Origin of the sequence: uncultured Paracoccus sp., assembly GCF_947487305.1 — a bacterium.
In the GTDB taxonomy this organism is placed as follows: Bacteria; Pseudomonadota; Alphaproteobacteria; order Rhodobacterales; family Rhodobacteraceae; genus Paracoccus.
Genome location: NZ_CANKWH010000008.1, coordinates 88,973 through 115,300, shown reverse-complemented (window position 1 = coordinate 115,300; position 26,328 = coordinate 88,973). Strand labels below are relative to the sequence as shown.

28 protein-coding genes are annotated in these 26,328 nt (G+C 66.3%); 12 read left to right on the top strand and 16 right to left on the bottom strand.

What is annotated here, in order from left to right:
- The first annotated feature begins 23 nt into the window (after nucleotides 1-23).
- The gene (ilvA, locus tag Q1A36_RS11710) at nucleotides 24-1,271 is read left to right on the top strand and encodes a threonine ammonia-lyase IlvA (RefSeq protein WP_299843916.1); all 1,248 of its coding nucleotides are present in this window, start codon (nucleotides 24-26) and stop codon (nucleotides 1,269-1,271) included.
- Between the two features lie 12 nt (nucleotides 1,272-1,283).
- On the opposite strand, the gene Q1A36_RS11705 is transcribed toward ilvA, so the two are convergent.
- The gene (locus Q1A36_RS11705) at nucleotides 1,284-1,640 is read right to left on the bottom strand and encodes an Hpt domain-containing protein (RefSeq protein WP_299843913.1); all 357 of its coding nucleotides are present in this window, start codon (nucleotides 1,638-1,640) and stop codon (nucleotides 1,284-1,286) included.
- 137 nt (nucleotides 1,641-1,777) lie between these two features.
- Between Q1A36_RS11705 and Q1A36_RS11700 the strand changes: the two genes are divergently transcribed.
- The gene (locus tag Q1A36_RS11700; protein WP_299843910.1) at nucleotides 1,778-3,103 is read left to right on the top strand and encodes a SpoIIE family protein phosphatase; all 1,326 of its coding nucleotides are present in this window, start codon (nucleotides 1,778-1,780) and stop codon (nucleotides 3,101-3,103) included.
- 14 nt (nucleotides 3,104-3,117) lie between these two features.
- Here the strand turns inward: Q1A36_RS11700 and Q1A36_RS11695 are convergent, their stop codons facing one another.
- Nucleotides 3,118-3,573, bottom strand: coding sequence for an NUDIX hydrolase (locus tag Q1A36_RS11695; RefSeq protein WP_299843908.1), 456 nt, complete (start codon nucleotides 3,571-3,573; stop codon nucleotides 3,118-3,120).
- Nucleotides 3,574-3,726: 153 nt separating this feature from the next.
- Between Q1A36_RS11695 and Q1A36_RS11690 the strand changes: the two genes are divergently transcribed.
- The 4 genes from Q1A36_RS11690 to Q1A36_RS11675 are packed head-to-tail and all read left to right on the top strand — an operon-like array spanning nucleotide 3,727 to nucleotide 8,352.
- On the top strand, nucleotides 3,727-4,749 hold the full coding sequence (locus Q1A36_RS11690; RefSeq protein WP_299843905.1) for an Hsp33 family molecular chaperone HslO: 1,023 nt from the start codon (nucleotides 3,727-3,729) through the stop codon (nucleotides 4,747-4,749).
- Nucleotides 4,746-5,339, top strand: a complete 594-nt coding sequence (locus Q1A36_RS11685; protein WP_299843902.1) for a CoA pyrophosphatase — start codon at nucleotides 4,746-4,748, stop codon at nucleotides 5,337-5,339. Before Q1A36_RS11690 ends, Q1A36_RS11685 begins: the two co-directional genes overlap by 4 nt.
- Nucleotides 5,339-6,499 carry a CCA tRNA nucleotidyltransferase gene (locus Q1A36_RS11680; protein WP_299843899.1) on the top strand — a complete coding sequence of 387 codons (1,161 nt, stop codon included), beginning with the start codon at nucleotides 5,339-5,341 and terminating at the stop codon, nucleotides 6,497-6,499. The genes Q1A36_RS11685 and Q1A36_RS11680 overlap by 1 nt, the downstream gene beginning before the upstream one ends.
- Entirely contained in the window at nucleotides 6,496-8,352 is a 1,857-nt protein-coding gene (locus Q1A36_RS11675; RefSeq protein WP_299843896.1) for an ABC transporter ATP-binding protein, read from the top strand. The genes Q1A36_RS11680 and Q1A36_RS11675 overlap by 4 nt, the downstream gene beginning before the upstream one ends.
- Before the next feature lie 7 nt (nucleotides 8,353-8,359).
- Here Q1A36_RS11675 and Q1A36_RS11670 read toward each other — a convergent pair whose 3' ends face one another.
- Entirely contained in the window at nucleotides 8,360-8,752 is a 393-nt protein-coding gene (locus Q1A36_RS11670) for a DoxX family protein (RefSeq protein WP_299843893.1), read from the bottom strand.
- 206 nt (nucleotides 8,753-8,958) lie between these two features.
- On the opposite strand from Q1A36_RS11670, the gene Q1A36_RS11665 reads away from it, so the two are divergent.
- On the top strand, nucleotides 8,959-10,182 hold the full coding sequence (locus tag Q1A36_RS11665; protein ID WP_299843891.1) for a class I SAM-dependent RNA methyltransferase: 1,224 nt from the start codon (nucleotides 8,959-8,961) through the stop codon (nucleotides 10,180-10,182).
- 68 nt (nucleotides 10,183-10,250) lie between these two features.
- On the top strand, nucleotides 10,251-10,769 hold the full coding sequence (locus Q1A36_RS11660) for a L,D-transpeptidase family protein (RefSeq protein WP_299843888.1): 519 nt from the start codon (nucleotides 10,251-10,253) through the stop codon (nucleotides 10,767-10,769).
- 107 nt (nucleotides 10,770-10,876) lie between these two features.
- On the opposite strand, the gene Q1A36_RS11655 is transcribed toward Q1A36_RS11660, so the two are convergent.
- Genes Q1A36_RS11655 through Q1A36_RS11635 form a run of 5 tightly spaced genes read right to left on the bottom strand, consistent with a single transcriptional unit; the run spans nucleotide 10,877 to nucleotide 13,697 of the window.
- Nucleotides 10,877-11,491: a TetR/AcrR family transcriptional regulator gene (locus Q1A36_RS11655; RefSeq protein ID WP_299843885.1), complete on the bottom strand. Its 615-nt coding sequence runs from the start codon at nucleotides 11,489-11,491 to the stop codon at nucleotides 10,877-10,879.
- 9 nt (nucleotides 11,492-11,500) lie between these two features.
- On the bottom strand, nucleotides 11,501-11,782 hold the full coding sequence (locus tag Q1A36_RS11650; RefSeq protein ID WP_299843882.1) for an HPr family phosphocarrier protein: 282 nt from the start codon (nucleotides 11,780-11,782) through the stop codon (nucleotides 11,501-11,503).
- Nucleotides 11,779-12,201, bottom strand: coding sequence for a PTS fructose transporter subunit IIA (locus Q1A36_RS11645; protein WP_299843879.1), 423 nt, complete (start codon nucleotides 12,199-12,201; stop codon nucleotides 11,779-11,781). Before Q1A36_RS11645 ends, Q1A36_RS11650 begins: the two co-directional genes overlap by 4 nt.
- Before the next feature lie 28 nt (nucleotides 12,202-12,229).
- A complete protein-coding gene (rapZ, locus tag Q1A36_RS11640; protein WP_299843876.1) occupies nucleotides 12,230-13,174 on the bottom strand; it encodes an RNase adapter RapZ in 945 nt (314 codons plus the stop codon).
- A gap of 49 nt (nucleotides 13,175-13,223) precedes the next feature.
- Nucleotides 13,224-13,697: a serine kinase gene (locus Q1A36_RS11635; protein ID WP_299843873.1), complete on the bottom strand. Its 474-nt coding sequence runs from the start codon at nucleotides 13,695-13,697 to the stop codon at nucleotides 13,224-13,226.
- A 149-nt stretch (nucleotides 13,698-13,846) separates the two neighbouring features.
- Here Q1A36_RS11635 and Q1A36_RS11630 point away from each other — a divergent pair, with 149 nt between their 5' ends.
- Both Q1A36_RS11630 and Q1A36_RS11625 read left to right on the top strand, forming a co-directional pair.
- On the top strand, nucleotides 13,847-15,442 hold the full coding sequence (locus tag Q1A36_RS11630) for a phosphoenolpyruvate carboxykinase (protein WP_299843870.1): 1,596 nt from the start codon (nucleotides 13,847-13,849) through the stop codon (nucleotides 15,440-15,442).
- 168 nt (nucleotides 15,443-15,610) lie between these two features.
- Nucleotides 15,611-17,410 (top strand): calcium-binding protein, encoded by a 1,800-nt coding sequence (locus Q1A36_RS11625; protein ID WP_299843867.1) that lies wholly within the window; start codon nucleotides 15,611-15,613, stop codon nucleotides 17,408-17,410.
- Between the two features lie 54 nt (nucleotides 17,411-17,464).
- Here Q1A36_RS11625 and Q1A36_RS11620 read toward each other — a convergent pair whose 3' ends face one another.
- The 8 genes from Q1A36_RS11620 to Q1A36_RS11585 all read right to left on the bottom strand — a co-directional run bounded on the left by Q1A36_RS11620 (nucleotide 17,465) and on the right by Q1A36_RS11585 (nucleotide 25,163).
- Nucleotides 17,465-19,465 carry a PhoX family phosphatase gene (locus tag Q1A36_RS11620; RefSeq protein WP_299843864.1) on the bottom strand — a complete coding sequence of 667 codons (2,001 nt, stop codon included), beginning with the start codon at nucleotides 19,463-19,465 and terminating at the stop codon, nucleotides 17,465-17,467.
- A 110-nt stretch (nucleotides 19,466-19,575) separates the two neighbouring features.
- Complete coding sequence (locus tag Q1A36_RS11615) at nucleotides 19,576-20,394, bottom strand: aminoglycoside phosphotransferase family protein (RefSeq protein ID WP_299843861.1); 819 nt, start codon at nucleotides 20,392-20,394, stop codon at nucleotides 19,576-19,578.
- Nucleotides 20,391-21,317, bottom strand: a complete 927-nt coding sequence (gene argF, locus Q1A36_RS11610) for an ornithine carbamoyltransferase (RefSeq protein ID WP_299844198.1) — start codon at nucleotides 21,315-21,317, stop codon at nucleotides 20,391-20,393. Before argF ends, Q1A36_RS11615 begins: the two co-directional genes overlap by 4 nt.
- Nucleotides 21,318-21,435: 118 nt before the next feature.
- Nucleotides 21,436-21,750 (bottom strand): nitrile hydratase accessory protein, encoded by a 315-nt coding sequence (locus Q1A36_RS11605; RefSeq protein WP_299843858.1) that lies wholly within the window; start codon nucleotides 21,748-21,750, stop codon nucleotides 21,436-21,438.
- On the bottom strand, nucleotides 21,737-22,393 hold the full coding sequence (gene nthB, locus Q1A36_RS11600; protein ID WP_299843855.1) for a nitrile hydratase subunit beta: 657 nt from the start codon (nucleotides 22,391-22,393) through the stop codon (nucleotides 21,737-21,739). Before nthB ends, Q1A36_RS11605 begins: the two co-directional genes overlap by 14 nt.
- Nucleotides 22,390-22,965, bottom strand: a complete 576-nt coding sequence (gene nthA, locus Q1A36_RS11595; RefSeq protein ID WP_299844195.1) for a nitrile hydratase subunit alpha — start codon at nucleotides 22,963-22,965, stop codon at nucleotides 22,390-22,392. Before nthA ends, nthB begins: the two co-directional genes overlap by 4 nt.
- A 67-nt stretch (nucleotides 22,966-23,032) precedes the next feature.
- Nucleotides 23,033-24,208: an aspartate aminotransferase family protein gene (locus tag Q1A36_RS11590; protein WP_299843852.1), complete on the bottom strand. Its 1,176-nt coding sequence runs from the start codon at nucleotides 24,206-24,208 to the stop codon at nucleotides 23,033-23,035.
- 136 nt (nucleotides 24,209-24,344) lie between these two features.
- On the bottom strand, nucleotides 24,345-25,163 hold the full coding sequence (locus Q1A36_RS11585) for an ABC transporter permease (RefSeq protein WP_299843849.1): 819 nt from the start codon (nucleotides 25,161-25,163) through the stop codon (nucleotides 24,345-24,347).
- Between the two features lie 114 nt (nucleotides 25,164-25,277).
- Here Q1A36_RS11585 and Q1A36_RS11580 point away from each other — a divergent pair, with 114 nt between their 5' ends.
- Together Q1A36_RS11580 and Q1A36_RS11575 are read left to right on the top strand one after the other, a co-directional pair.
- On the top strand, nucleotides 25,278-25,901 hold the full coding sequence (locus tag Q1A36_RS11580) for a GcrA family cell cycle regulator (RefSeq protein ID WP_299843846.1): 624 nt from the start codon (nucleotides 25,278-25,280) through the stop codon (nucleotides 25,899-25,901).
- Between the two features lie 96 nt (nucleotides 25,902-25,997).
- Nucleotides 25,998-26,327, top strand: a complete 330-nt coding sequence (locus Q1A36_RS11575; RefSeq protein WP_299843843.1) for a YnfA family protein — start codon at nucleotides 25,998-26,000, stop codon at nucleotides 26,325-26,327.
- The last annotated feature ends 1 nt before the right edge of the window (nucleotide 26,328 follow it).

The window sequence follows — 26,328 nt, the reverse complement described above, 5'->3', positions numbered from 1 at the left end:
GCTTTCGCGGCATGGGCGAAACCATGGAAAACTTTACCCAAGCCGTGCGCGCGGCCGAAGACGCGATCCGCGATCTGTTCGAGCCGACGCCCCTCCAGCGCAATGATCACCTGTCGGCGAAATACGGCGCCGATATCTGGCTGAAGCGCGAGGACCTGACGCCGGTGCGCAGCTACAAGCTGCGCGGGGCCTATAACGCCATGCGCAAGATCATGGTGGATGGGCGCGGCGGGAATGCGCATTTCGTCTGTGCCAGCGCCGGCAACCACGCGCAGGGCGTGGCCTTCGCCTGCCGCCATTTCGGCGCCAAGGGCACCATCTTCATGCCGGTGACGACGCCGCAGCAGAAGATCGACAAGACCCGGACCTTCGGCGGCGATTCCGTCGAGATCGTGCTGACCGGCGATTACTTCGACCAGACGCTGGCCGCAGCGCAGCAGTTCTCGGCCGAGCAGGAGGCGGTGTTCCTGGCACCCTTCGATTCGGCCGATGTGATCGAGGGCCAGGCGACCGTGGCGCTGGAGATGCTGGAGCAACTCGGCCGCGCACCCGACCTTGTGGTGCTGCCGGTGGGCGGTGGCGGGCTGTCCTCGGGCGTGTCGCGCTATCTGCGCGAGAATGCGCCCGACACGCGGCTGGCCTTTGCCGAGCCGCTGGGGGGTGCCAGCCTGCAGGCGGCGCTGCAGAACGGTGCGCCGGTGGCCCTGCCGGCGGTGGACGGTTTCGTCGATGGTGCCGCGGTGGCGCGGATCGGTGCCCTGCCCTTCGAGGAATTGCAGCGTTACGAGATGACCGACGTGCATCTGGCCCCCGAGGACCGGATCTGCATCACCATGCTGGAGATGCTGAACACCGAGGGCATGGTTCTGGAACCCGCGGGCGCGCTGGCGGTGGACGTGCTGGGCGATCTGGGCGATCTCAGCGGCAAGACCGTGGTCTGCGTCTGCTCGGGCGGGAATTTCGACTTCGAGCGCCTGCCCGATGTGAAGGAACGGGCGCAGCGCTTTGCCGGCAAGAAGAAATACCTGGTGCTGCGGATGCCGCAGCGGCCCGGCGCGCTGCGCGATTTCCTGCAGCTTTTGGGTCCTGATGACGACATCGCCCGCTTTGAATACCTGAAGAAATCGGCGCGGAACTTCGGCTCGATCCTGATCGGCATCGAGAGCAGCCGGCCCGAGAACCTGACCACCATGCTGCAGCGTCTCGACCAGGCCGGATTCACCTATCGCGACATCACCAAGGATGCGGTGCTGGCCGAATTCCTGATCTGAGCCCGCGAAGGTTCAGGCCACCCCGGCCTGACCGTTTTCGCGATCATCAATCATCCGGGCGAGATCGCGCATGAACAGCTGTTTCGAGCGCGAATAGCAGCTGATGATCTGCTTGACGCTGATCTCGGCCAGCTGGCCGCGCAGGGTTTGCGTCTCGCTGCTCTGGCACAGCGCACCGAATTCGGCAAAGCCGAGATTCCACGCGCTGCCCTTGAGGAAATGCAGATCGCGCGCCAGCTTGGCGGGATCGTCCCTGGACAGGCGCATGACGGTCTCTTCGACCTCGTCCATGAACAATTCCAGCACCGGGGCGAATTCGGACTGTCCAACCTCCTCGCGCAGTTCCAACACCCTCGTCCAGTCGATCATCCCCAACGCCTCATCCGGTCGCGAATCCTTCCCGAGCTGTCTAGCAGCGGCGACTTACGAAATGCTTAAACCTCGGGCAGGTCCGCCGGTTTTTCCGGTTTACCCGATCTTTACCGCCCCTGCCCTATCCAAGGCGGGTGAGTGACCCGATTCGCCTTGACGACCCGCTGCCGCCAGGCGCGCTGACGCCCGCTCCGGGCCGTCTGGTCCTGCTGGTGGATGACAGCCGGGCGCAACGGCGGATGCTGTCGATCCAGCTGCAGCGCGCCGGTTACCAGGTGATCGAGGCGGAATCCGGGCCCGAAGCCCTGCAGATCTGCCGGCGGCACGAACCCGATATCGTGCTTTCGGACTGGATCATGCCGGGCATGACCGGCCCAGAGCTTTGTCGTGAATTCCGTGGGCTCAGCCGCGAAGGCTATGGCTATTTCATCCTGCTGACCTCGAAGACCGAGGCCTCGGACATCGCCTACGGGCTGGAGGCCGGGGCCGACGACTTCCTGACCAAGCCGATCTCGGGGGCCGAACTCCGGGCGAGATTGCGCGCCGGCGACCGGATCCTGCAATTCGAGGAGAAGCTGCGGGCCAGCAATGCCCAGCTGCAGAAGACGCTGGACCGGCTGAACCTCGCACAGGAGGCGATGGATCGCGACCTGCGCGAGGCGCGCAAGCTGCAGCAGGGCCTGGTGCGCGAGCGCTCGGGCCGGTTTCAGCACTTCGAGCTGTCTCTGCTGCTGCGCCCTGCGGGCCATATCGGCGGGGACCTGGTCGGGTTCTTTCCAATCAATCAGGACCGGGCCGGAATCTTCTCGATCGACGTGTCCGGCCATGGCGTCACCGCCGCGCTGCTGACCGCGCGGCTGGCGGCACATCTGTCCGGCTCGACCGAGCAGAACGTGGCGCTGCGCGCGGCGCAAACCGGAACCGAGGCGGTCTCACCGCTGGCGCTGGCGCAGTTCTTCAACACCATGCTGCTGGAGGAGACGCAGACCGACACCTATTTCACCATGGTCTATGCCGATCTGGATTTCCACAGCGGCGAATTGCGCGGCGTGCAGGCCGGGCATCCCCACCCGCTGGTCCAGCGCCGGACCGGCGAAATCGAACCCGTGGGTGATGGCGGCATGCCCATCGGGGTGCTTGCCCGGCCACGGTTCGACGAATTCCGCCTGAGGCTGAACCCCGGCGATCGGCTGCTGATCGCCTCGGACGGGATCACCGAGGCGACCGATCCCCACGGCAACCTTCTGGGCGACGAGGGGGTCATGAACATTGCCCGTGGCCACCGGGGACTGAGTGGTCACAACTTCCTGGATGCCATGTCCTTCTGCGTCTCGCAATTCACCCATGGCGAACGGCGCGACGACATCTCGGCCGTGCTGATCGAGCATCGTGAACGGGCGGATCGCGGCGATGATCCGCTGCAGCCGGGTCCAGCCCGCAGGGGCAACCTGCCGCCGTGACAGAGGGGCGGCGATCAGCGGCAGTGCTGGCCCGCCAGAAGCCATCCGGCCACCAGCGCCCTGGACCCCGGATCGGCCAGCGCATCGGGCAGATCGCCCAGTGGCAACCACAGCGGCAGGTGATCCGGCTCGCTTGGCGGCCCCATCCGGCGCAGGGGACGGGCCAGCCAGACCGAACAGATCTTCTCGGCGTGATAGCCGTATTCGGGCAGCCAGGCGAAACGGCGATAGCTTCCGATGCGGCGCGGTGCGGCGATGGACCAGCCGGTTTCCTCGAACACCTCGCGGTGCAGGGCCGCAACATGGGCCTCGCCCGGATCGATCCCGCCACCCGGCAGTTGCAGTTCGGGCTCGGGCCGGGTTTGCAGGGTCAGCAGCGCCTGCCCGTCGCGAACCAGCAGGGCATAGGCGCCGGGCCGGGCGCGATAGCGGCGGCCGCACTGGGGCGGCTGGCCATAACGGGGGATCATCGACCGTCGTCCTTCTGGGTCATCCGGCATGGATTAGCCGCCCGCTGCGCGAGTGGAAAGCCCGCCCTTGGGATCGGGCTGCAATTGCCTATATTGGGGACGAGCCATATTGCCGCGCCCGTGCCGGCGCTGCCCCGATCGCAAGGAATTATGATGAACAAGATCAACCAGATCGCCTGGGACGATACGGTCCTTCCCTTCCAGCTTGACCGTTCCGACATCCGTGGCCGCGTGGCCCGGCTGGACGGGGTGCTGGAGCATATCCTGTCGCGCCACAACTATCCGGCCCCGGTCAGCGCACTCGTGGCCGAGGTCGCGCTGCTGGCGGCGTTGATCGGCCCGACCATCAGCCTGCGCTGGAAGCTGAGCCTGCAGGTGCGGGGCAGCGGCGCCATCCGCACCATCGCCGCCGACTACTACGCCCCCGCAACCGAGCGCGAACCGGCGCGCATCCGGGCCTGGGCGAGTTTCGACGAGGCGCGGCTGGACGGTCGCCCGCCCTTCGAGCAGATCGGCGAGGGCTATTTCGCCATCCTGATCGACCAGGGCCAGGGGACCACCCCCTATCAGGGCATCACGCCCTTGGCCGGCGGCTCGCTTTCGGCCTGCGCCCAGACCTATTTCGCCCAGTCCGAACAGCTGCCCACGCGCTTTGCGCTGACCCATGGCCGCTCGCAGATGGCCGGCGAGGCCGAGCATTGGCGGGCGGGCGGCGTCATGCTGCAGACCCTGCCGGCGACGCCGATGAGCGGGTCCGAGGGCGGCAGTGGTGAAGGCGGGCTGATCGAGGCCGCCGACATCCTGCAGGGCGCGGAATCCGAGGATTGGAACCGGGCGAATATCCTTCTGGACACGGTCGAGCCGCTGGAGCTGATCGGCCCCTCGCTCGCGCCGACCGACCTTCTGGTGCGGCTGTTCCACGAGGAAGCCCCGCGGGTCTTTGATCCGCAGCGGGTGGAGTTCGGCTGTTCCTGCACCGCGGACCGGGTGCGCGACACACTGTCGATCTACTCGGCCAAGGATATCGGCCACATGACCACGCCCGAGGGCATCGTCACCGCCGATTGCCAGTTCTGCGGCGCGCATTACGAATTCGACCCGAAAAGCCTCGGTTTCGAGGCGACGGTCGATGCCGAGGGCAACCCGATCGAACCGCAAGACCGGGCAGCCGAGTGAGAGCCGGCTGGTCGGAAGACCTGCTGAGACAGGCCCTGACAGCTCCGGCAGGGCCGACCTCGGATTTCGATCTGAACCCCGAGGTCGCGCCGCCGGCCGGGCAATTGCGCCCGGCCGGCGTGCTCGCCGCCTTTCACGAGGATGACGGGCGGCTGGTGCTGACCAAGCGCGCCGCCACCATGCGTCACCATCCCGGTCAGATCGCCCTGCCCGGCGGCAAGGTCGATCCAAGCGATGCCGATGTGGTCGCCGCAGCCCTGCGCGAGGCGCGCGAGGAGATTGCCTTGCCGGTCGAACAGGTCGACGTGATCGGCACCCTGCCCGCGCATCGCACCGTCACCGGCTTTGCCATCACCCCGGTTCTGGCCGTCATTCGCGGCCGGTTTGACCCGATCCCCGAGCCGGGCGAGGTGGCCGAGGTCTTTGCCCTGCCCTTCGAGCATATTGCCGATCCCACCCGTTACCGGGTCGAGGGGCGGTACTGGCGCGGCAGCTGGCGCAGCTATCACGCCGCGCCTTACGGTCCCTATTACCTCTGGGGCGCCACAGCGCGCATCCTGTGGTCGCTGGCCAACAGGTTTGCGGCCTGATGCGACTCTCCAGCCCCTTCCTCACCGATCCGGCGCTGCTCGCCGTCCTCGACGCGATCGAGGCGGGCGGACATCGGGTACTGCTGGTCGGGGGCGCGGTGCGCAATTCGGCCCTGGGCGAGCCGATCGGGGATGTCGACCTGTCGACAGACGCCCGGCCCGAGCGGGTCGTCGAGCTGGCGCAGGCGGCGGGGCTGAAGCCGGTGCCGACGGGGATCGAGCATGGCACGATCACCGTGGTTTCCGATGGAACTGGGTTCGAGGTCACGACCTTCCGCCGCGATGTCGAGACCGACGGGCGGCGCGCGGTCGTGGCTTTCTCGGACAGCATCGACGAGGATGCGCGGCGACGCGATTTCACCATGAACGCGCTTTACGCCACCCGCACGGGCGAGGTGATTGATCCGGTCGGCGGGCTGGATGATCTGGCGGCGCGGCGGTTACGCTTCGTGGGCGATGCCGAGGCGCGTATCCGCGAGGATTACCTGCGCATCCTGCGCTTCTTCCGCTTTCATGCCTGGTATGCCCGCGAGGCCGAGCCGCAGGCGCTGGCCGCCTGTGCGGCGCTGGCGGGTGGCCTTGCGGGGATCTCGAAGGAGCGGATCGGGGCCGAGATGCGCAAGCTGCTGGCCGCGCCCGACCCCTCCGATGCGCTGGCGCGGATGAGCGAGACCGGGATTCTGGCGCGGGTTCTGCCCGGTGCTGATGTGGAACATATGCTAGCGCTGATCGCGGCGGAAAGAGACTTCCCGCCCAACTGGCCACGGCGGCTGGCGCTGCTGGGTGCCGAGGATCCCGCCGAAGCCCTGCGCCTGTCGCGCGCCGAGGCCGGGGTTCAGGCGCAACTGGCCGGGGCGCTGGCGGCGGACTGGTCGCTCAATGAGACCGGCTATCGGCTTGGTGCGGCGCTGGCCGCTGACATCGCGCTGATCCGGGCGGCGCGCGGCGCGCGGCTGCCCGAGGGCTGGCACGACCAGATTGCCGCAGCCGCCCGCGCCCGGCTGCCCATCGCCGCCGCTGACCTGATGCCCGAGTTGCAGGGGCCGGCGCTCGGTCAGGGTCTCAAGGCCGCCGAAGCCCGCTGGGTCGCCGAGGGCTTTGCTACCCCCGCCGCAAACCTGATCGAGACCGCCCGGATGGCGGCAAAGGAGGGCGCATGAGCCTGCATCGCCGCATGGGCAATATGGTCGACGCCTTTCGTCCCGCCGATGGCCCGCCGCCCCGAACCCTGCTCGCCTTCTTTCGCTGGTGCCTCTCGGGGGCCTGGGGCGGGCTGACGCTGGCCGGGATCGCCTCGGCACTGGCCGGGATCTGCGACGTGCTGACCGCGATCCTTCTGGGCATGGCGGTCGATGCGGTGGCGACGGGCAACCCCGCCGATCCGTGGTCGGAACAGGCGGCGCTGATCGCGCTGTTCCTGGGGTTCTTCCTGCTGATCCGACCGGTGATCTTCGGCCTCTCGACGGCCAGTTCCAGCGTCATTGTCGGCCCGAACATCCTGCCTTTGGTACTGTCGCGGCTGCACCGCTGGACCATGGGGCAGTCGGTCACGTTCTTTGACAATGATTTCGCCGGGCGGCTGGCGCAGAAGCAGATGCAGACCGCGCGGGCCGTGACCGATGTGGCGACCGAGATGGTCAACGTGGTGGCCTTTGCACTCGCCTCGGTGCTGGGCTCGGCGGCCTTTCTGGTCGCGGTCGATGGCTGGGGGGCGCTGGCGCTGCTCGTGTGGCTGGCCAGCTATTTCGCGCTGATCCGCTTCTTCCTGCCGCTGGTCCGCGAACGCTCGGGCGCCCGCGCCTCGGCGAGGGCGATGGTCACTGGGCAGGTGGTCGACACGATCACCAACATCAAGACGGTAAAGCTTTTCGCCCATACCGATCACGAGGATCGCGCGGCACTGGGCGCGATGGCCGGTTTCCGCGAACGGGCGCTGGATTTCGGTGTCGTCTCGAGCTGGTTCCGCCTGTCGCTGATGTTCATCGCGGGCGTGCTGCCGGTGATCCTGATCGGCGGCTCGGTCATGCTGTGGCGCGACGGGCTGGCGACGCCCGGTGATGTGGCGGCTGCCGGGGCGATCTCGATGCGGCTGAGCCAGATGACCGGTTGGGTCAGCATGGCGCTGATGGGCATGTGGGGCAGCATCGGCGAGGTCGAGGACGGGATGAAGACCCTCGCCCCGCCCCATGCGCTGAGCGATGCGCCGGGGGCGATCACGCTGACGCGGGTCAAGGGCCGGATCGACTATGACCATGTGAGCTTTGCCTATGGCCGCGAGACCGGCGGGCTGGACGACCTGTCGCTGCACATCCTGCCGGGGCAGCGGATCGGCATTGTCGGCGCCTCGGGCGCGGGGAAATCGACACTGGTGGCGCTGCTGTTGCGGCTCTACGACGTGGAAAAGGGCAAGATCACCCTTGACGAGCATGACATCCGCGAGGTGACGCAGGAAAGCCTGCGCCAGCAGATCGCCATGGTCACGCAGGAAACGGCGATGTTCAACCGCTCGGCCCGCGACAATATCCTCTATGGCCGGCCCGATGCCAGCATGGCCGAGATCGAGGCGGCGGCGAAGGCGGCCGAGGCACATGAGTTCATTCTGGGGCTCGAGGATTATGCCGGGCGCAAAGGCTACGAGGCGCATCTGGGCGAGCGCGGGGTAAAGCTGTCGGGCGGACAGCGCCAGCGTATCGCGCTGGCCCGCGCCATCCTGAAGGACGCGCCGATCCTCGTGCTGGACGAGGCGACCAGCGCGCTGGACAGCGAGGTCGAGGCGCAGGTGCAGGAGGCTCTGGCCCGCGCCATGCAGGGCAAGACGGTGCTGGCCATCGCCCACCGGCTGTCGACCATCGCCGAGTTGGACCGGATCATCGTGCTGGACGGGGGCCGGATCGTCGAGGCGGGAACGCATGAGGAATTGCTGGCCGAGAACGGGCTTTACGCGCGCTACTGGAACCGGCAATCCGGCGGTTTCCTGGGTCTGGACGAGGCGGCAGAGGAAGCGGCGGAGTAGCAGCGCCCTATTGCACGTCGGCCAGCACCCCGGTTGGATCGCCGCCAAACAGCGCCAGCGCACCGGCCCCCGCAGCGGCCAGCGCGAAGAAACCACCAGCCATGGCGATATGGGACAGCATCGCGTTCAGGTCCTTGCGATGCGCGGCATAGCCGGTGACGAGACACCAGAGGCCCAGAAGCACGCCGAAGGTCCGCACCGGATAACCCAGGACCACGCCGATCCCGCCGACAAGCTCGCAGAGGCCCACCAGATAGGCCAGCGCCGTCGCATCCGGCAGGCCGAGCCCGGCCAGAACCGGCACCAGCTTGGCCTCGCCACCGCGCAGCTTAAGGAAGCCCCAGATGACAAAGGGAACACCCAACAGGAAGCGGGCGATCAGCAGGCCGAAATCATGCATTTGAACCTCCTCGCGTTCGGGTCGATGGTGGCAAGATTGCATCGGATCGGCAAGTGCGGTGGCAGGTTGGTCCCGTACATCGGCCTTCAGGCCCTCAGACCCTGCGGCGGGGACTTGAACCGTGCGACAAACTCGCCGACCTACACTCGATCTGTCCGAACACTGGCCCTGCACATGAAACCCCTCCTTCAGCCCCTTCCTGCCACATGAGCCGCTGGACCATCGAAAGACTGGGCCGGCGCGGCGATGGCGTCGCCTCGGGACCGGACGGCCGCGTGCTGGCACCCCTGACCCTGCCCGGCGAAGAGATCGAGGGCGAGGCACTCGAGGGCCGTATTGCCGCCCCGCGCATCCTGACGCCCTCGCCTGATCGGGTGCGGCCGGTCTGCGGTCACTACCGCGCCTGCGGTGGCTGTTCGTTGATGCATGCCTCGGACGGATTTGCCAGCAACTGGAAACGGCAGGTGGTCGAGACGGCCTTGGCGGCACAGGGGATCACCGCCGAGGTCGAGGCGGTGTTGACCTCGCCGCCCCGCTCGCGGCGGCGGGCGGTTCTGTCTGGGCGGCGGACCAAGAAGGGCGCGCTGCTGGGCTTTCATGCGCGGGCTTCGGACGTGATCGCCGACATCACCAACTGCCACGTCATCCGCCCCGAGATCCAGTCGGTGCTACCTCTGCTGCGCCGGATCGTGATTGCCGGTGCCTCGCGCAGCGCCGAGCTGTCGATCAGCGTGATCCACGGGCCGGCGGGGCTGGATGTGGCGGTCATTGGCGGCAAGCCGATGACACCGGACCTGTTGCAGACACTCGCCGCGCTGGCCGATGAGGGCGATCTGGCGCGGCTCGATTGGGACGGCGAGGCAATCACCCGCCGCCCACCTGCCCTGCCGCTCGGCCGGGCGCTGGTGGTGCCGCCCGCCGGGGCCTTTCTGCAGGCCACCGCCGAGGGCGAGGCGGCGCTGCGTCAGGCCGTGCTGGAAATGACAACCGGCGCGCGACGGATTGTCGATCTTTATGCCGGGATCGGCACCTTCACCCTGCCGCTTCTGGAACACGCCGAGGTTAACGCGGTCGAAGGCCTGGCTGCACCGCTCGATTCGCTGATGGCCGGTTGGCGGGGTGCCAGCGGGCTGCAACAGCTGAACGTGGCGACTCGCGACCTCGCGCGGAACCCGCTTCTGGCCGAGGAGCTCGCGCCCTTTGACGCGATCGTGATCGATCCGCCACGTGCGGGGGCGCTGGAACAGGCGCGCCAGATCGCCAAGTCACGGGTGGATCGGGTCGCCTTCGTCGCTTGCGATCCGGTGAATTTCGCGCGGGATGCCCGGATTCTGACCGAAAGCGGCTTCGATCTGGTCCGACTGTTGCTGATAGATCAATTCCGCTGGTCGCCGCATGTCGAAACGGTCGCGGAATTCCGCCGACGCTAGCGCGATGAGCAAGCCTATGGTATTTCAAACATAATCAACAACGCGAAAACAGCGACTAAAGGGCAGTGATGATTCTGACGAGGCGTTCAGCAATGGCGCTGGCGGGGGTTGCGGGTTTGGCAGCCTGCGGCGGCACCAAATCCAGCAAGTTCAAATCCTACAGTGGCCCCCCGGTCACCCAGGTCGTTATCAACAAGGAAAACCGCCGGATGTTCCTGCTGAGCGGGCAGAAGGTGGTGCGGTCCTATGACGTGGGCCTGGGCAACCAGCCGGTCGGACACAAGATGTTCGAGGGTGATGGCAAGACGCCCGAGGGAATGTACTTCATCGACCGCTTCAACCCGCGCAGCACCTATCACCTGTCGGTCGGAATCTCCTATCCCGACCCCGAAGATGTGGCGCGTGCGCTGATGTATGGCCGCAAGCCGGGCGGCGACATCTTCATCCATGGCCGCGGCCCCGAGGGCAATAGGGTGGCACCCAAGCTTCGGGACTGGACGGCGGGCTGCATCGCAGTGACCGATACCGAGATCGAAGAGATCTATGCCATGCTGCAAACCGGCGTGCCGGTGGTGATCTATCCCTGATCGATCCGCCGCCTGTGGGGACGGGCGGCGTGCCGGGGGACAAGGCGATCGTCAGGGAAGACAGGCGCCGCCCGCTTCGCGTGGCGGCGCCTTTGTGCCTGTGGCGATCAGACCGGCAGCACACCGAGCCCCCGCAGATAGATCAGAACCCCGCTTTCCAGCATGTCGGCCGGGGCGATGGGCGTGCGTCCGCCGGGTTTCCCGCGCGAAAACAGCTCGACCACGCCATGGCTCAGCGCCCAGATGTGATTGGCCACCATGCGCGCGGGCGGACGCCGGTCCGGCGGCATCTCGGCAAACAGATTATCGGCCGCACGGACCAGCATCCCGAAGGCCCGGTCCGAGGCGCGCGCGAGTTCGGCATTGCCGGTGATCGAGATGCCCGATTCGAACATCGCCATATAAAAACCGGGGCGCTCGCGGGCGAAATCCAGATAGGCCTGTCCCATGCGCAGGAAAGCGGTCATTGGATTGGGCCGGCCATCGTCAAAGGCCGCCTCGAGCCGGTCGGCGAATTCCAGAAAGCCCTGTCGGGCAACCTCTTCCAACAGATCGTCACGGCCCTTGAAATGGCGATAGGGCGCGGCGGGCGAGACCCCGGCACGACGGGCGGCCTCGGTCAGGGTAAAGGATTGCGGGCCGGATTCCTCAACCAGCGCCGCCGTGGCGTCGACCAGTGCCTGACGCAGATTGCCGTGGTGGTAGGATTTCCGGTCGGGCACGCGGTGGCCCTACATCCCTTCGCCGAAACAGTCGGCGATCAGCGCCTGCAGCGCGTCGGCAAGCTGAGCGGCCTCGGCCCCCGAGGTGGTGACGCTGATGGTCTTGCCACGCTCGGCCGTCAGCATCAGCAGGCCCATGATCGAATCGCCCGAGACGGTCATACCGTCCAGCGTCACCTGCGCCTGAGCGTCATGACGCTCGACACATTCGACGAACTTGGCGCTGGCACGGGCGTGCAATCCCTTGACGTTGATGATCGTCAGGTCGCGGGTAATCGGCGCCGAACTCATCCGGCCGCCCGGTTGCCGCGTTCGCACATCTGTTCGGGAACGGTGTAGGAATTGATGTATTTCCGCCCGGCATCCTTGGCGATGCTGACCGCATCGCGCACGGGCAGATTGCGGGACTTGGCCAGCTTGACCAGCATGGGCAGGTTGGCGCCGTAAAGGATGGTGCGGTCGCGCAGCGCGCAGGCCGGCATCGACAGGTTCGAGGGCGAGCCGCCGAATATGTCGGTCACAACCACGACGCCCTGGCCCTGATCGACGGATTGGGCAGCCGCCATGATCTCGGCCTGTTTGGCAGCACGGTCGTGATCGTCCTCGATCGCCACAGCCACGATACCCTTTTGCGGCCCCACCACATGTTCGACGGCGGCGAGATATTCCCGCGCCAGTCCACCATGAGCCACGATGACGATTCCGATCAATCCGACCTACCAGTGCAATCGATCCGGGTCATGCCGTGCCCTGCCCGGCCGAGGCCGAATCGCTTGCAGGTGCCGGCGCCGAACCACGGCGTTCAAGTTCCCTATGCCTTTTTGACACCCGCCACCCGGCATCTGCAAGCGCGTCTGCCATTTTTTCAGCCAATGTGACGGAACGGTGTTGCCCTCCGGTACACCCGAATCCGATGGCAAGGTGGGTTTTCCCCTCTTGCAGGTGTGCCGGAAGCGTAAATTCAACCAAAGCGCGAATTCGGTCGAAGAATTCGATATAACGCGGATCGGCCATGACAAAAGCTTGAACGGCCGAGTCGCGGCCGTCCTGCGCACGCAACTCGGGCTGCCAATGCGGGTTCGCCAGAAAGCGGCAGTCGAACATCACGTCGACCCCGCGCGGCACCCCCCTCTTGTAGGAAAAGGACTGCACCGAAACGGTCAGCCCCGCCGTCTCGGCCGAGCCGAACCAGCGGTTCAGCTCTTCCTTTAGGTCATGGGGCGACATCTCGCTGGTATCCAAGAGTACATCGGCGCGGACCCGGATCGGCGCCAGCAGGTCGATCTCGACCGCAACGCCGTCCAGCGGCGCACCATCGACCGACAGCGGATGGCGGCGGCGGGTCTCGTTGAAACGGCGAACCAGCGTGGCGGGCGCACAGTCGAGATAGAGAATCTCGGGCGCATAGGCCGGGTTGCGGGTCAGCGCGTCGATCAGTTCGATGACATTCGAAGCCGAGAAATCGCGGTTGCGCACATCCAACCCAAGGGCCAACGGCACCGGTCGCGCCGGCCCGTCCAGCAGACGCGGGATCAGCGTGAGCGGCAGGTTGTCGATGGCTTCGAAGCCCAGATCTTCCAGCACGTTGATCGCGGTCGACCGGCCGGCACCCGAGGGGCCGGTGACAAGCACCAACCGCTGCACGCCCTCGTCGCGAGGGGCAGCTGCGGCCGGTCTGATCATCGGGCTGTCCTCGGCCATGTCTCTCCTGTTCGGCGGCAGGGTTCGGCGGTCAGGCAAGGCGACCGCCGATCAGCAATTGCCGCAGCGCAGCACCAAGATGAGGCTGGTATGAGGCTTTGACAAGAGGCAGCGAAATTCCAGCGATCGCGACCTGTCGCCGGGGCGGCAGCCGCTCGCCTCTGTCGTTGCCCAACTCGACCACCAGCGCCAGTGGCAACGGGCCGACCGGATCGGACGACAGGATGCCGATTCCCCGCGCCTCGATCTGACCGCGAATGCTGGCCGGCGCGTCCGCCAGGAGCCTCCCAGCTTCGGGTTGAACCAGCGTCCAGTCATCGCTGATCAGCCCCGCGCCAAGCGCCATCAGGTCGAGCGCAAGTGAGGACTTGCCTGCACCCGAATCTCCGGTGATCAGAACCCCCCGCCCGGCCAGTGCGACGCTGCTGCCGCGCAGCCGCAAACCCGAATCACCCGCCATTCCGCCACCTCTGGAAGCCCCGATCGCCGTCGCCGCGCCGCCCATCATGACCGAAAAATGAATTGATGGCGATAACATAAGGTGTTTGCGCTAACCCATGCCGGGGTAAGACTTTCTTCATATACACTCCATGTTATAGCGACCCCAGCGGCCCCTTGGACCGCCCTATCACATCTGCACGGAGCCAAACACCGATGACCACGCGCGTGAACCCGAATTGCCGACTGGAGGATCAGGGAATCGAGGGGCTCGGCCGGGTCTATTACAACCTGCTGGAACCCGCCCTGATGAACGAGGCGATCGCCCGGGGCGAAGGTCAGCTGGGTCTGGGTGGCACCTTCCTCGTCCATACCGGCGCGCATACCGGCCGCTCGCCCAAGGACAAGTTCGTGGTCCGCACGCCCGGCGTCGAGGACAGCATCTGGTGGGAAAACAACAAGCCCATGGCGCCCGAGCAGTTCGACCTGCTGCATCAGGACATGCTGGCCCACATGAAAGGCCGCGACTATTTCGTGCAGGACCTGTTCGGCGGCGCCGATCCCGAGCTGCGCCTTGACGTGCGGCTGGTGACCGAGCTTGCCTGGCACAACCTGTTCATCCGCCACCTGTTGCGCCGCCCCGACGCGGCCGAGCTGGCAAGTTTCGTGCCCGAGTTCACGATCATCAACTGCCCCGGCTTCAAGGCCGATCCGGCCCGCCACGGCACCCGCAGCGAGACGGTGATCGCGCTCAACTTCGACAAGAAGCTGATTCTTATCGGCAATACCGCCTATGCCGGCGAGAACAAGAAATCGGTCTTCACCCTGCTGAACTACATCCTGCCGGCCAAGGGCGTGATGCCGATGCATTGCAGCGCCAACCATGCGCCGGGCGATCCCGATGACGTGGCGATCTTCTTCGGCCTGTCGGGCACCGGCAAGACCACGCTGTCGGCCGAACCCTCGCGCGTGCTGATCGGCGATGACGAGCATGGCTGGTCCGAGCGCGGCATCTTCAACTTCGAAGGCGGCTGCTACGCCAAGACCATCAACCTCTCGCCCAAGGCCGAGCCGGAAATCTATGCGACCACCTCGCGTTTCGGCACCGTGATCGAGAACATGGTCCATGACCCCGACACGCTGGAACTGGATTTCGAGGATAACTCGATCACCGACAACATGCGCTGCGCCTATCCGCTGGAGGCGATCTCGAACGCCTCGGAAACCAGCGTGGGCGGTGCGCCCAAGAACATCATCATGCTGACCTGCGACGCCTATGGCGTACTGCCGCCGATCGCGCGGCTGACCCCGGCGCAGGCGATGTATCACTTCCTCTCGGGCTTCACCTCGAAGACCCCGGGCACCGAGGTCGGCGTGGTCGAACCAGTCCCGACCTTCTCGACCTGCTTCGGCGCGCCCTTCATGCCGCGCCGTCCCGAGGTCTATGGCAAGCTCTTGCAGGAAAAGATTGCCGAGACCGGCGCGACCTGCTGGCTGGTCAATACCGGCTGGACCGGCGGCGCCTATGGCACCGGCTCGCGCATGCCGATCGTGGCGACCCGCGCGCTTCTGGCCGCGGCGCTGGATGGAAGCCTGAACGATGTGCAGTTCCGCCGCGACCCGAATTTCGGCTTCGAGGTTCCGGTCTCGGTTCCGGGCGTCTCGGACGTGCTGCTGGACCCGCGCCGGACCTGGGCCGACGGGGCCGCTTACGACAAGCAGGCGGCGAAGCTGGTGCAGATGTTCAGCGACAACTTTGCCCAGTACCTGCCGGCCATCGACGACGACGTGCGCGCCGCCGCCATCGGCTGAGGCTGAGCGCCAGCCATCCGAAAGGCCGCCTTCGGGCGGCCTTTTGCGTTCGGACGCAACGTCATGGACCTGCCTGCCCTTAGGTCACACCAATAGGTTGAAAATAAACTGCTTTGATCCCCCGAAAGAAGAATCGCGCAAAGCGATAATCAGGGAGGAGAGACGCCCATGGGGCTTTACGACTACAAGGACTATTCGGATTCCGAGGCCGTCGAACGGCTGGCGCTGGCCAAGGGTCTGGCCATCTCGGCCTCGGTTCCATCGATAGCGGAAGGTAGCACCGAGCCGGGCAGTGCGCTGCCCGCCGGCTGGCGCAATGTCAGCGCCACCGAGCTGGGGCTTGACCCTGCGATGGTGGATTCGCAGGGCTTCATCAAGTTCATGAGCCCGCTGACCGGATGGGCTGAAACCGGGCCGCAGCTGAAGGTCCTGGCCCAGACTGATGAGAGCGGCCAGATCACCGGCCTGGCGGTCTGCTTCGCCGGCACCAATTCGATGCTGGATGTGCTGGATTACCTGCAGATGAACGCCGATGCGCTGGTTCCCAGCATGGTTCCGGTGCTCGAGGCGGTGCGCGCCCTGGCGCTGGCCAACGGGCTCGACGGGCAGGATGTGACGATCACCGGCTACAGCCTTGGCGGCGGCATGACCAATATCCTGTCGCGCCACGCCGATACCGTGGTCGACGGGTTCTTTGCAGAATCCGACTATTACGGCTTCGCCTCGCCGGTCATCCACGAAAGTGATCGCATTCTGAATGTCGGCTTCGAGAATGACGTGGTTCACCGCGCCACCGGCGATTCCCATTCTTTCTGGCAGGCCGTGGCGCAGGCCGATCCCTCGCTGTCCAATCCCGACCGGGATTTCAGCACCTCGACCGACAATTTCGTCTTGTTCGACGATACCTATGCGGCGGCCGAGATCACACTGGGGGTGGATTCGCTGCTGAACCCGCTTGCCTGGCTGGCGCATATCGAGGGCGCCAGCGGCGATGCCATCGAGCGCGCGGGGGCTTCGCGCTTCTATCACCTGATGGATCAGGACAGCACAGTTGTCGTGTCGGGCCTCGGGGGGGATCTGCGCGAGCATGTCTGGGTGCGCGACAAGGCCGCCCCGACCTCGGACCATTTCGGCGCGGCGGCCTTCGTCATTGGCAGTGAGGCCGGCGACCGGCTGGCGGATGGATCGGCCAATGACTGGCTGGAGGGTCTGGGCGGCGATGACACGATCCGGGTGTCCTCCGGGCTGAACGTGGTCGATGGCGGCGCGGGTCAGGATATGCTGCGCCTGACCGGCGCGCCGACGGATTACACCGTCTACAAGCTGTCCGATGGCAGTCTGGCCTTTGCCTCAGCCAGCGGGCTGACGCTGGCCAGCAATATCGAGGATGTGGAGTTTGCCGAGGGGCTGCCGGGGCTCGAGGCGATCCGCGACTATGCCATCGGCAGCAGCGGATTGGAGGATTCCTTCTGGTTGCTCTGGGGCCGAAAGGACCTGGCCTTCCAATCCGCAGTGCAGGGCACGGATGGGGCAGATACTCTGACCGGTCGCGCGATCTTTGGCCACGGGGGCACGGATAACATCACCGGCACCAGCAACGCCGACCTGCTGCATGGCGGTGCGGGCGCGGACCGGATGAGGGGCGGCGCGGGTGCCGACCGGCTCTATGGTGGCGACGATGCCGACCGGCTGGTCGCGGACAGCAATGGCGACCGGATGAACGGCGGGCATGGCGATGATGTCTTCGTCTTCGACACCGGCATCCGCGCCACCGTCCATGTCGAGGATTTCAACGCGGCGGCGGGTGATGCCGATCTGCTCTACTTCCTGAACGGCGCGGCCGAGGCAGCACTGGCCTCGGCCTATCAGCGGGGCGATGACACGGTCATCACACATGGCCGGCTGACCATCGTGCTGGACGGCGTCGATGCGTCGAGCCTCGGCGGCGATGAGCTGCTGGTCGCCTGAGACCTGACGGATCGCGGTGCCCCCGGAAACTCCGGGGACACCGCAACTTGCGGATCAGGCCTGATCCTTGGCCATGCCGATCTTGCCGCCGCCCTGCCGGGTGATCGCCACCACGGCGGGACGAACCGGCATCGCCTCGTCGAAATCCGGCCAGCGGGTCGACAGGTCCTCGTAATGGGACGGGCGGCCAAAGCCCTCCCAGTCATCGCCGCCATCGCCCGGATGCTGGACCGCGACGAAGAAGGTCTCCATGTCATCGGTCACGCAGGGGCCGCACATCTCGGCCCCCACCGGCACGCGGTAGAAGAGCCGCGAAGTGCCGCGCGCCGCGCCTTCGGTATCCACCGCCCAGAGCCCGTCGGTGCGCCCGGTCTTCGAGGGCGAGTTGCCATCTGTCGAGACCCAGAGCCGCCCCTCGGCATCCACGGCGCAATTGTCAGGCATCCCGAACCAGCCATTCACCGTGGTCTCGGTCGAGAAGGTGGCTCCGACCTCGGCAATCGCCGGATCGCCGCATTTCAGCAGGATCTCCCATGTGCCGGTCGTGGCGGCGAAGTCCCCGCCCTCCTCGGCGATCTCGATGATATGGCCAAAGGCATTCTCGACGCGCGGATTGGCGGCATTCGCCTCTTCGCGCTTGGTGTTGTTGGTCAGCATGACATAGGCGCGGCCCGTCGCCGGGTTCGGCTGGATATCCTCGGGTCGGTCCATCGGCGTGGCTTCCAGAAGATCGGCGGCGCGGCGGGTTTCGATCAACACATCGGCTTGCGTGGCAAAGCCGTTCGCCTCGGTCAGCGGACCTTCGCCCTGCACCAGCGGCAGCCACTCGACCCGGCCATCGTCATGGAAGCGCGCGACATACAACGTGCCCTCGTCCAGCAGGTCAAGGTTCGCCGCGCGGTCATTGGGATTGTAGGTGCCCTTGGTGACGAACTTGTAGACATAGTCGAAGCGCTCGTCATCGCCGAGATAGAAGACCACGCGCCCGTCCCTGTTCAGCACGCTCTCCGCCCCCTCATGCTTGAAGCGGCCAAGGGCGGTGCGCTTTTTCGGCACCGAATTCGGGTCCATCACATCGACCTCGACCACCCAGCCAAAGCGGTTCGGCTCATTGGAGTCTTTCGAGACATCGAAGCGGTCGTGATACTTGCCCCAGTCATAGGCGCCCTCGGGGATACCCATGCGGTCGTAATTCGCGGCCTCGGGATGACCCTCGGGCAGCTCGCCGATGAAATAGCCGTGGATGTTCTCCTCGGCCATGATGTAGGTGCCCCAGGGCGTCACACCGCCGGCGCAGTTGTTGATCGTGCCGAAGACCTTGCGACCGCTGGCATCGGCCCTGGTCTGCAGGCGCGGATGACCGGCGGCGGGGCCGCTGATCGCCATCTCGGTCTTGGCGGTGATGCGGCGGTTCAGCGCGCCGTCCAGCACCGGCTGCCATTTGCCGTCCAACTTGCGGATCTCGATGACGGTGCCGCCATGCGCCGCCATCTCGATATTCACCCGCTCCTCGGTCGCCTCGGCAATCTGCACCTCGCCATCCGCGATGGTGACGATGCCCGGGAACATCAGATGCGGGTCGGTATATTCGTGGTTCACCACCAGAAGCCCGTGGTCGGCGGCACCGTCAAGCGGGATGAAGCCGACGAAATCGTTGTTATAGCCGAACTGGCGTTCCTGCGCCGCCTCGGCCTGGGCGGTGGGATCGAAGTCGGGTGCATCGGCAAAGACCTTGTCGCCCCAGCGCAATAGCACATCGGCATCATAGCCCTCGGCCACATGATGATCGGGATCGACGCCCGCCGTCACCTCGGGGAAATCGAAGGCCGAGGCGCCGGTCGCGGCATGGGCGCCGTCGGCGGCCAGCAGCGCTAAGGGACTGACCGTGGCGCTGATCGCCACCGTCGCCAGCGAACCGCGCAGAAAGCCACGGCGCGAGAAACGGGCAGCGATGACCTCGCCCATCGTCCGGTTGGTGGTGGGGTTCAGGCCCGGACCATCGGCATTCTCAAGCTGGCTGGTGCGGAAGATGTGGCGGGACGACTCGTCGTTCATCGGCTGCTCCTGTGCGTCACGCGCCGGGGGTGGCGCGGCTGCGACGGGGTTAGGCCAGCGGGGTGACAGGTAGGCGACATGCCGGTGAAGCCTTTGTGACATCCGGCTTTTCAGCCGATCAGCGACGCAGCCTTCTCGGCAATGGCCAGATCGATCGCGGCCAGCGGGTCGTCGTCTTCCAGAAACCAGCTGGCCGACAGCCCACACCACGCAAGGATCCAGTGCAGCAACCGCGAGCGATCCAGACCCGAAGCGGAGACGACGACTTCGAGCCGGCGCTCGAACACGCCCGGAACGGTGGCGACAGGTCGGGTCGGGTCCGAAAGGTCGGGATTGGTGAAGATATTGGCGTAGTCGAACCCACGCTCGCCGATCAGCCCCTGCGGATCGATCGCCAGCCAGCCGCGCGGCCCGAAATCCAGCACGTTGTCGTGGTGCAGATCGCCATGCAGCGGCACCAGGTCCTGTGGATCGGCCAGCAGGGCGGCGGCAGCTTCAGCCGAGCGGGCAAGGATGCCGCCGCGCTCGACCGCCATCGGCCAAAGCTCGCGAAACTGTTCGGCCAGCGGTTTCAGCGGGGGTAGGGATCGGGATCGCGGCGCGTGCAGGCGCGCAGCCGTGACGCAGAGGATACGCGTCGCCTCGTTGTCCCGCCCCTCCCGCGCCATGTCAGAGAGCGAGGCCGGCCCGGTCGCGCGTTCCATAAGCAGAGCCTCGTCGCGGCGCTCGATCACGCGCGCGGCGCCCTCGCCCGCCCACCAATCGAGCAGCCGCGCGCCCCGCCGCTCCTCGGACGCGTGCAGCAGTTTCAGCATCAGCGGCTGACCGTCCCGCTGCACTGGCAGCAGCTCGGCATTCAGGGTGCGGATCGGATCGCCGTCCGGGGTCAGCTGCCACGCTGCAAGGAAGGGCGCAAAGCCGCCCCTCACAAGCCGAGGCAATAGCGCATGATCGCCTTTTGTGCGTGCAGCCGGTTCTCGGCCTCGTCGAAGATCACCGAATGGGGACCATCCATCACCGCGCTGGTCGCCTCATCATCGCGATGGGCGGGCAGGCAATGCATGAACAGCGCGTCGGGCCGGGCCAGTTCCATCAGCGCCTCGTTCACCTGATAGCCGCGCAGCTGGTTGTGCCGCCGCTCGCGCGCCGATTGCGGGTCATGCATCGAGACCCATGTATCGGTGACAACCAGATCGGCGCCCGCGACGGCCTTGGCCGGATCGCGCTCGATGGTGATCGGGCGGCCCTTGCCGGCGGCATAGTCGAGCCAGGTCTTTTCCGGGTCCAGCGTCTCGGGGCCGGTAAAGGTCAGGTCGAAGCCGAACTGCCCGGCCGCATGGGCGAAGCTGGCGAAGACATTGTTGCCATCGCCCGACCAGACCACCTTCTTGTCGGCGATCGGGCCGCGATGTTCCTCGAATGTCATCACATCGGCCATGATCTGGCAGGGATGGGTGCGGTTGGTCAGCCCGTTGATGACCGGCACTGTGGCGTATTCGGCCATGTCCAAGAGCGTCTGTTCCTCGAAAGTGCGGATCATGATCAGGTCGACATAGCGCGACAGCACTCGCGCGGTGTCGGCAATCGTCTCGCCATGACCCAGCTGCATTTCCGAGCCCGAAAGCACCATGGTCTGCCCGCCCAGTTGCCGCACGCCCACGTCAAAGCTGACACGGGTGCGGGTCGAGGGCTTCTCGAAGATCAGCGCCACCATGCGCCCGGCCAGCGGCTGATCATCGTCGGGCGTGCCCTTGGGCAAACCATTGCGCGCGAGTTTCATGGCGCGGGCGGTGTCGATGATCCCCCGCAGCGCGGCAGGGTCGGTCTTATGGATATCGAGGAAGTGGTTCATCACATAGGCTTTCGTCGTTTCGGCCAGCAAGCCGATCTTGGGCTGCGGGGTCAAGGGGGCGCTGCCCCGTCGCGCCTTTGGCGCGACTCCCCGGGATATTTTCACCAAGCTGAAAGCCTCATCGCAGCCGCGTGTCGCGATGCGGGTCGTTGTCAAGATCGATGGGCTGGCCATGCGGGGTGGCGCGGGCGGCGCGCTGCCAGGATGCGGCCAGCGCGGCGATGGTGCCGGCATCCGCCACCCCGCGCTCGGCCAGCAGGCGCTGCAGCGTCTCGAGCCAGTCGGTGAAATACTCCCCCTCGCCCGCCCGCGCCGCGCCAAAGGCCTCGGCCCAATCGGGCCAGTCGAGCCAGCCGGCCTCGTTCAGCGCCACGGTCAGCGCAAAGACCTGCGCCTGCCAGGGATCGTCGAAGGGCTGCTCAGGCGCGTTCAAGGTAGCTCTCCCAGGCATCGATCATCACCGCGCTGCACGGCTCGGCCTCGGCACCCCAGAGATCGGCCCCATCGAAGCGCAGGGTATAAAGATGCTCGGGCGCCTCGCCCCGGCCATGGGCATTGCTGTCGGGCAGGATGAAACCGCCATGCGCGGCGATGATCGTGCCCACATGCCCCCGGACATAGCCCGGCAGACGGGTATGGCCCTTGGGTTGCAGGTTCAGCGTCCGCACGAGGTCGCCAATGGCAAAGCGCGGCGCGGCGTTTACTGGGCGATCGGTCGGGCCACCGCGCGCCAGCACGGCATCAACCGCTGAAGCGGCAAGGCGGCGGGGATGGGCGGTCGCGGTGGCGGCCTCGCCTGCCGCCAGTTCATCCGCGCTGACCAGCCCGTGGCGGGTCAACAGGGTTTCCAGCGCGCGGGTCCAGATCTCGTAATAAGAGGTGTCGAGATAGATCGGCCAGGGCAGGCTCTCGCGGGCATGGCGGCTTTCGTCGATGTTCCAGTGACCCAAGGCGCCGCAGGCCAGCGTCACGCCGAGAGCGCGCGCCTCCCAGTCTGCGTGGAACAGGGGTTCGTCAACCTCGGGCGCGATCAAGCCATGCCCCATCATCCCGCCCAGATCATGCGGGCCGTTCATGACGCGTTACCGGGCGACAACGCAAACCCGGTACCGATCATGGAATCGCGTGTGACCAGTTCCGCCAGCCGCTCTGCCTCCCAGCCCTCGGTCCCCTCGGGGCGTTGCGGGATGACCAGATAGCGTAGTTCGGCGGTCGAATCCCAGACCTGCACCTGCGTCTCGGGCGGCAGGGACACCCCGAACTCGGCCAGAACCGCGCGCGGTTCGCGCACCGCGCGGGACCGATAGGCGGGGGATTTGTACCAGACCGGCGGCAGACCCAGCACCGACCACGGATAGCAGGAGCAGAGCGTGCAGACGACCATGTGATGCGTATCAGGCGCATTGAACAGCGCCTGCATATGCTCGCCTTGCCGACCGGTGAAGCCCAGTTCGGCGATGGCGGCCGTGGCATCCGCGCGCAGCCGTTCGGCGAAACCAGGATCGGTCCAGGCGCGGGCGACGACGGCGGCCCCGTTCCGGGGGCCGACCCTGTTCTGATAGGTATCGATGATCCGGTCGACTGCCGCCGGGTCGATCAACCCCTTCCGGGTCAGAATCGTCTCCAGCGCGCGCACCCGCGCCGTCATCTCGTCCAGTTCGCTGCCATGGTCGTGGCCCTGCCCGTGGTGATGATCGGCGTGGTCGTGCATGATGCTATCCCTGTTCGACGGCGCTGGCGGACTTATCCAGCCGCACCACCGCCTCGGCGATATCCTCGTCCGAAATGTTCAGCGGCGGCAAGAGCCTCAGCGTATTGTCTGCGGCAGCGACGGTCAGGATGTGCTGGTCATAGCCGGCCTTGACCAGATCACCCGGCGCGACCTTGCATTTCAGCCCCAGCATCAGCCCCTGCCCGCGCACCGCCTCGAACACTTCGGGATGAGCGGCGACCAGCCCTTCGAGCTTCTGCCGGAACAGACCCGCCTTGCGCCCGACCTCGGCCAAAAAGGCCGGATTGGCGACGATCTCCATGACTTTCGCGCCGACCGCGCAACCCAACGGATTGCCGCCATAGGTCGAGCCATGCGTGCCCGCGACCATGCCCGCCGCCGCCTTCTCGGTTGCCAGCACGGCACCGAGGGGGAAGCCGCCGCCGATACCCTTGGCGACCATCATGATATCGGGGGCAACGCCGGCGAACTCATGCGCGAACAGACGCCCTGTGCGGCCCATGCCCGATTGCACCTCGTCGAGGATCAAGAGCGTGCCGGTCTTGTCGCAGAGCGCGCGGATCTCGCGCAGGTCGTCGTCGGCCAGTGTGCGGATGCCGCCCTCGCCCTGGATCGGTTCGATCATCACCGCGCAGGTCGTGTCGCTGATCGCCGCGCGCAGCGCCGCCATGTCGCCGAAGGGAAGCTGCCGGAAGCCCGGCATCAGCGGGCCGAAGCCCTTGACCATCTTCTCGGACCCGGCGGCGGCAATGGCGCCGGTCGAGCGGCCATGGAACGCGCCGTCGAAGGTCAGGATCTCGACCCGCTCGGGGTCGCCCTCGCTGTCCCAGTATTTCCGCGCCATCTTGATCGCCAGTTCGGCGGCCTCGGTGCCGGAATTGGTGAAGAAGACGGTATCGGCAAAGGTGTTCTCGACCAGAAGATCGGCCAGCCGCTCCTGCTCGGGGATGCGATAGAGGTTCGAGACATGCCAGATCCGCCCGGCCTGCTCGGTCAGCGTGGCGACCAGGTCAGGACTGGCGTGGCCCAGCACATTGACCGCGATGCCCGCGCCAAGGTCCAGATATCGCGTCCCGTCCGTGGCAATGGCCCAGCTGCCCTCGCCGCGTTCAAAGGCGACGGGTGCACGGTTATAGGTCGGCAAGACATGCGAAATCATGGCAGATTCCTTCAACAGTACAGGGATGTGTAAGGCAGGCAGGATCGGACGTTGAAAATCAACGTCGGGGACGGGCGAAGCTGGCGGTCCGGGTGATCATGGCATCCGCCATAGCGGCTAATCCGCGCTCGCGCAATCACGGTTTCATCCGGTATCCGGTTTTCAGCCAGCGCCAGCCGTTGAATAGAACCAGCGCCACGACCGGCACGCAGACCATCAGCCCCAGCATTGGCGGCGCATCGCTGACCCCGGCAAAGCCGTAGCGCGCGCCGTCGATCAGGTAGAAGATCGGGTTCCAGTGCGACAGGGTGCGGAACGGCTCGGGCAGCTGCTCGACCGAGTAGAAGGTGCCCGACAGAAAGCTGAGCGGCGTCACGATGAAATTGTTGATCGCCGCCATCTGGTCGAATTTCTGCGCCATGATCGCGGCAAGGATGCCGAGGCCCCCCATCAAGAGCGCGCCCAGAAGGATGAAGGAAAGCGCCCAGAGCGGATGCGCCACGCCCTGCCCGATGACCAGCGCCATGCCTGTGGCGATGACCACAGCGACCAGCCCGGCCCGCGCCACCGACCCGGCCAGATAGCCCGCCAGCAACTCGCCCGCCGACAGCGGCGGCATCAGCGTATCGACGATATTTCCCTGCATCTTCGCCGAGATGATCGACGAGGAGGTATTGGCGAACGCGTTCTGGATCACCGTCATCATCAGGATGCCCGGCCCGATGAAGGCCAGGTAGGGCACCCCCATCACCACCTGCCCCTCGCGCCCCATGGCGAGGGCAAAGACTGTGACGAAGAGGCCAGCGGTCATCAGCGGCGCGAAGACGGTCTGCTGCCAGACCGCCATGAAGCGCATGATCTCGCGCCGGGCCAGTGTCCGCATCCCCAGCCAGTTGACCCGGCCAAAGCGGCGCACGCCCAGTGTTTTCGCGGCGTTTGTCATGTGATCGGCCATTTCCCGTCCTTGAATTTCCCGCCTTGCGGGGATATCTCTCGGCATCCCGTTTCTGGCGGGGTCAATCACGGGTTTCAAGATGTGGCGGGGATACGCCCTGCCGGAAAGGCAATCATGTCCTGGACGGATGAGCGCGTCGAGACGCTGAAGCGCATGTGGAGCGAGGGCCAGTCAGCCAGCGCCATCGCGAAGGAACTGGGCGGCGTCACCCGCAACGCGGTGATCGGCAAGGTGCATCGCCTTGGCCTGTCGAACCGCAATGACGAGGCCGAGGCCGGCAAGCCCGCTGCCGCCCCGGTGGCCGAGGCGCCCGCGCCCGAGCCGGCGAAGAAGCCTGCCAAGAAGCCCGAGGTCAAGGTCGACGCCAAGCCCGAGAAGGTTGAGGAACCCGAAGCCGCCGAGCCCGAGGACGACGAGGCCGAACCCTCGACCCAGCCGGCCTTCAACCCGGCCAATCGCCGCATGATCGTGCCCGCCGGCCAGCCGCTGCCGCCGCAGCCCTCGGCCAACGAGATCAGCCCCGAGGCGCTGGCCTCGGTCCGCGAGGTCGAGAAGAAGGCCCGCAAGCTGAGCCTGATGGAACTGACCGAGCGCACCTGCAAATGGCCGATCGGCGACCCGGCGACCGAGAAATTCTGGTTCTGCGGCCTGCCCAGGCAGCCCGGCAAACCCTATTGCGAGGCGCATGTGGGCGTTGCCTTCCAGCCGATGAGCTCGCGCCGCGATCGTCGGCGGTAAGCGTTCAGAATGCGAAATCGGGGCCGCCTTCGGGCGGCCTTTTTTCGTCTGTGGTGCGGCCTTCCCTACCCCCGCAAACCTGCTAGGCTGGCGCCCATGCTGAACGCGCTTGTCCTGTTTCTCGCCGCTGCCCTGATGGAGATCACCGGCTGCTTCGCCCTCTGGGCGGTGCTGCGCCAGTCGGCCAGCCCGCTCTGGCTGCTGCCCGGCGCCGCCGCGCTGATCGCTTTCGCCTGGCTGCTGACGCTGGCGCCCGCCGCCTTTGCCGGTCGCGCCTATGCTGCCTATGGCGGGGTCTATATCCTGTCGGCGCTGCTTTGGGGCTGGATGGTCGAGGGTCAGCGCCCCGACCGCTTCGACCTGATCGGCGGAGCCTTGGCGGTAATGGCGGCGGGGATCATCCTCTTCGGGCCGCGCGACGCCTGAG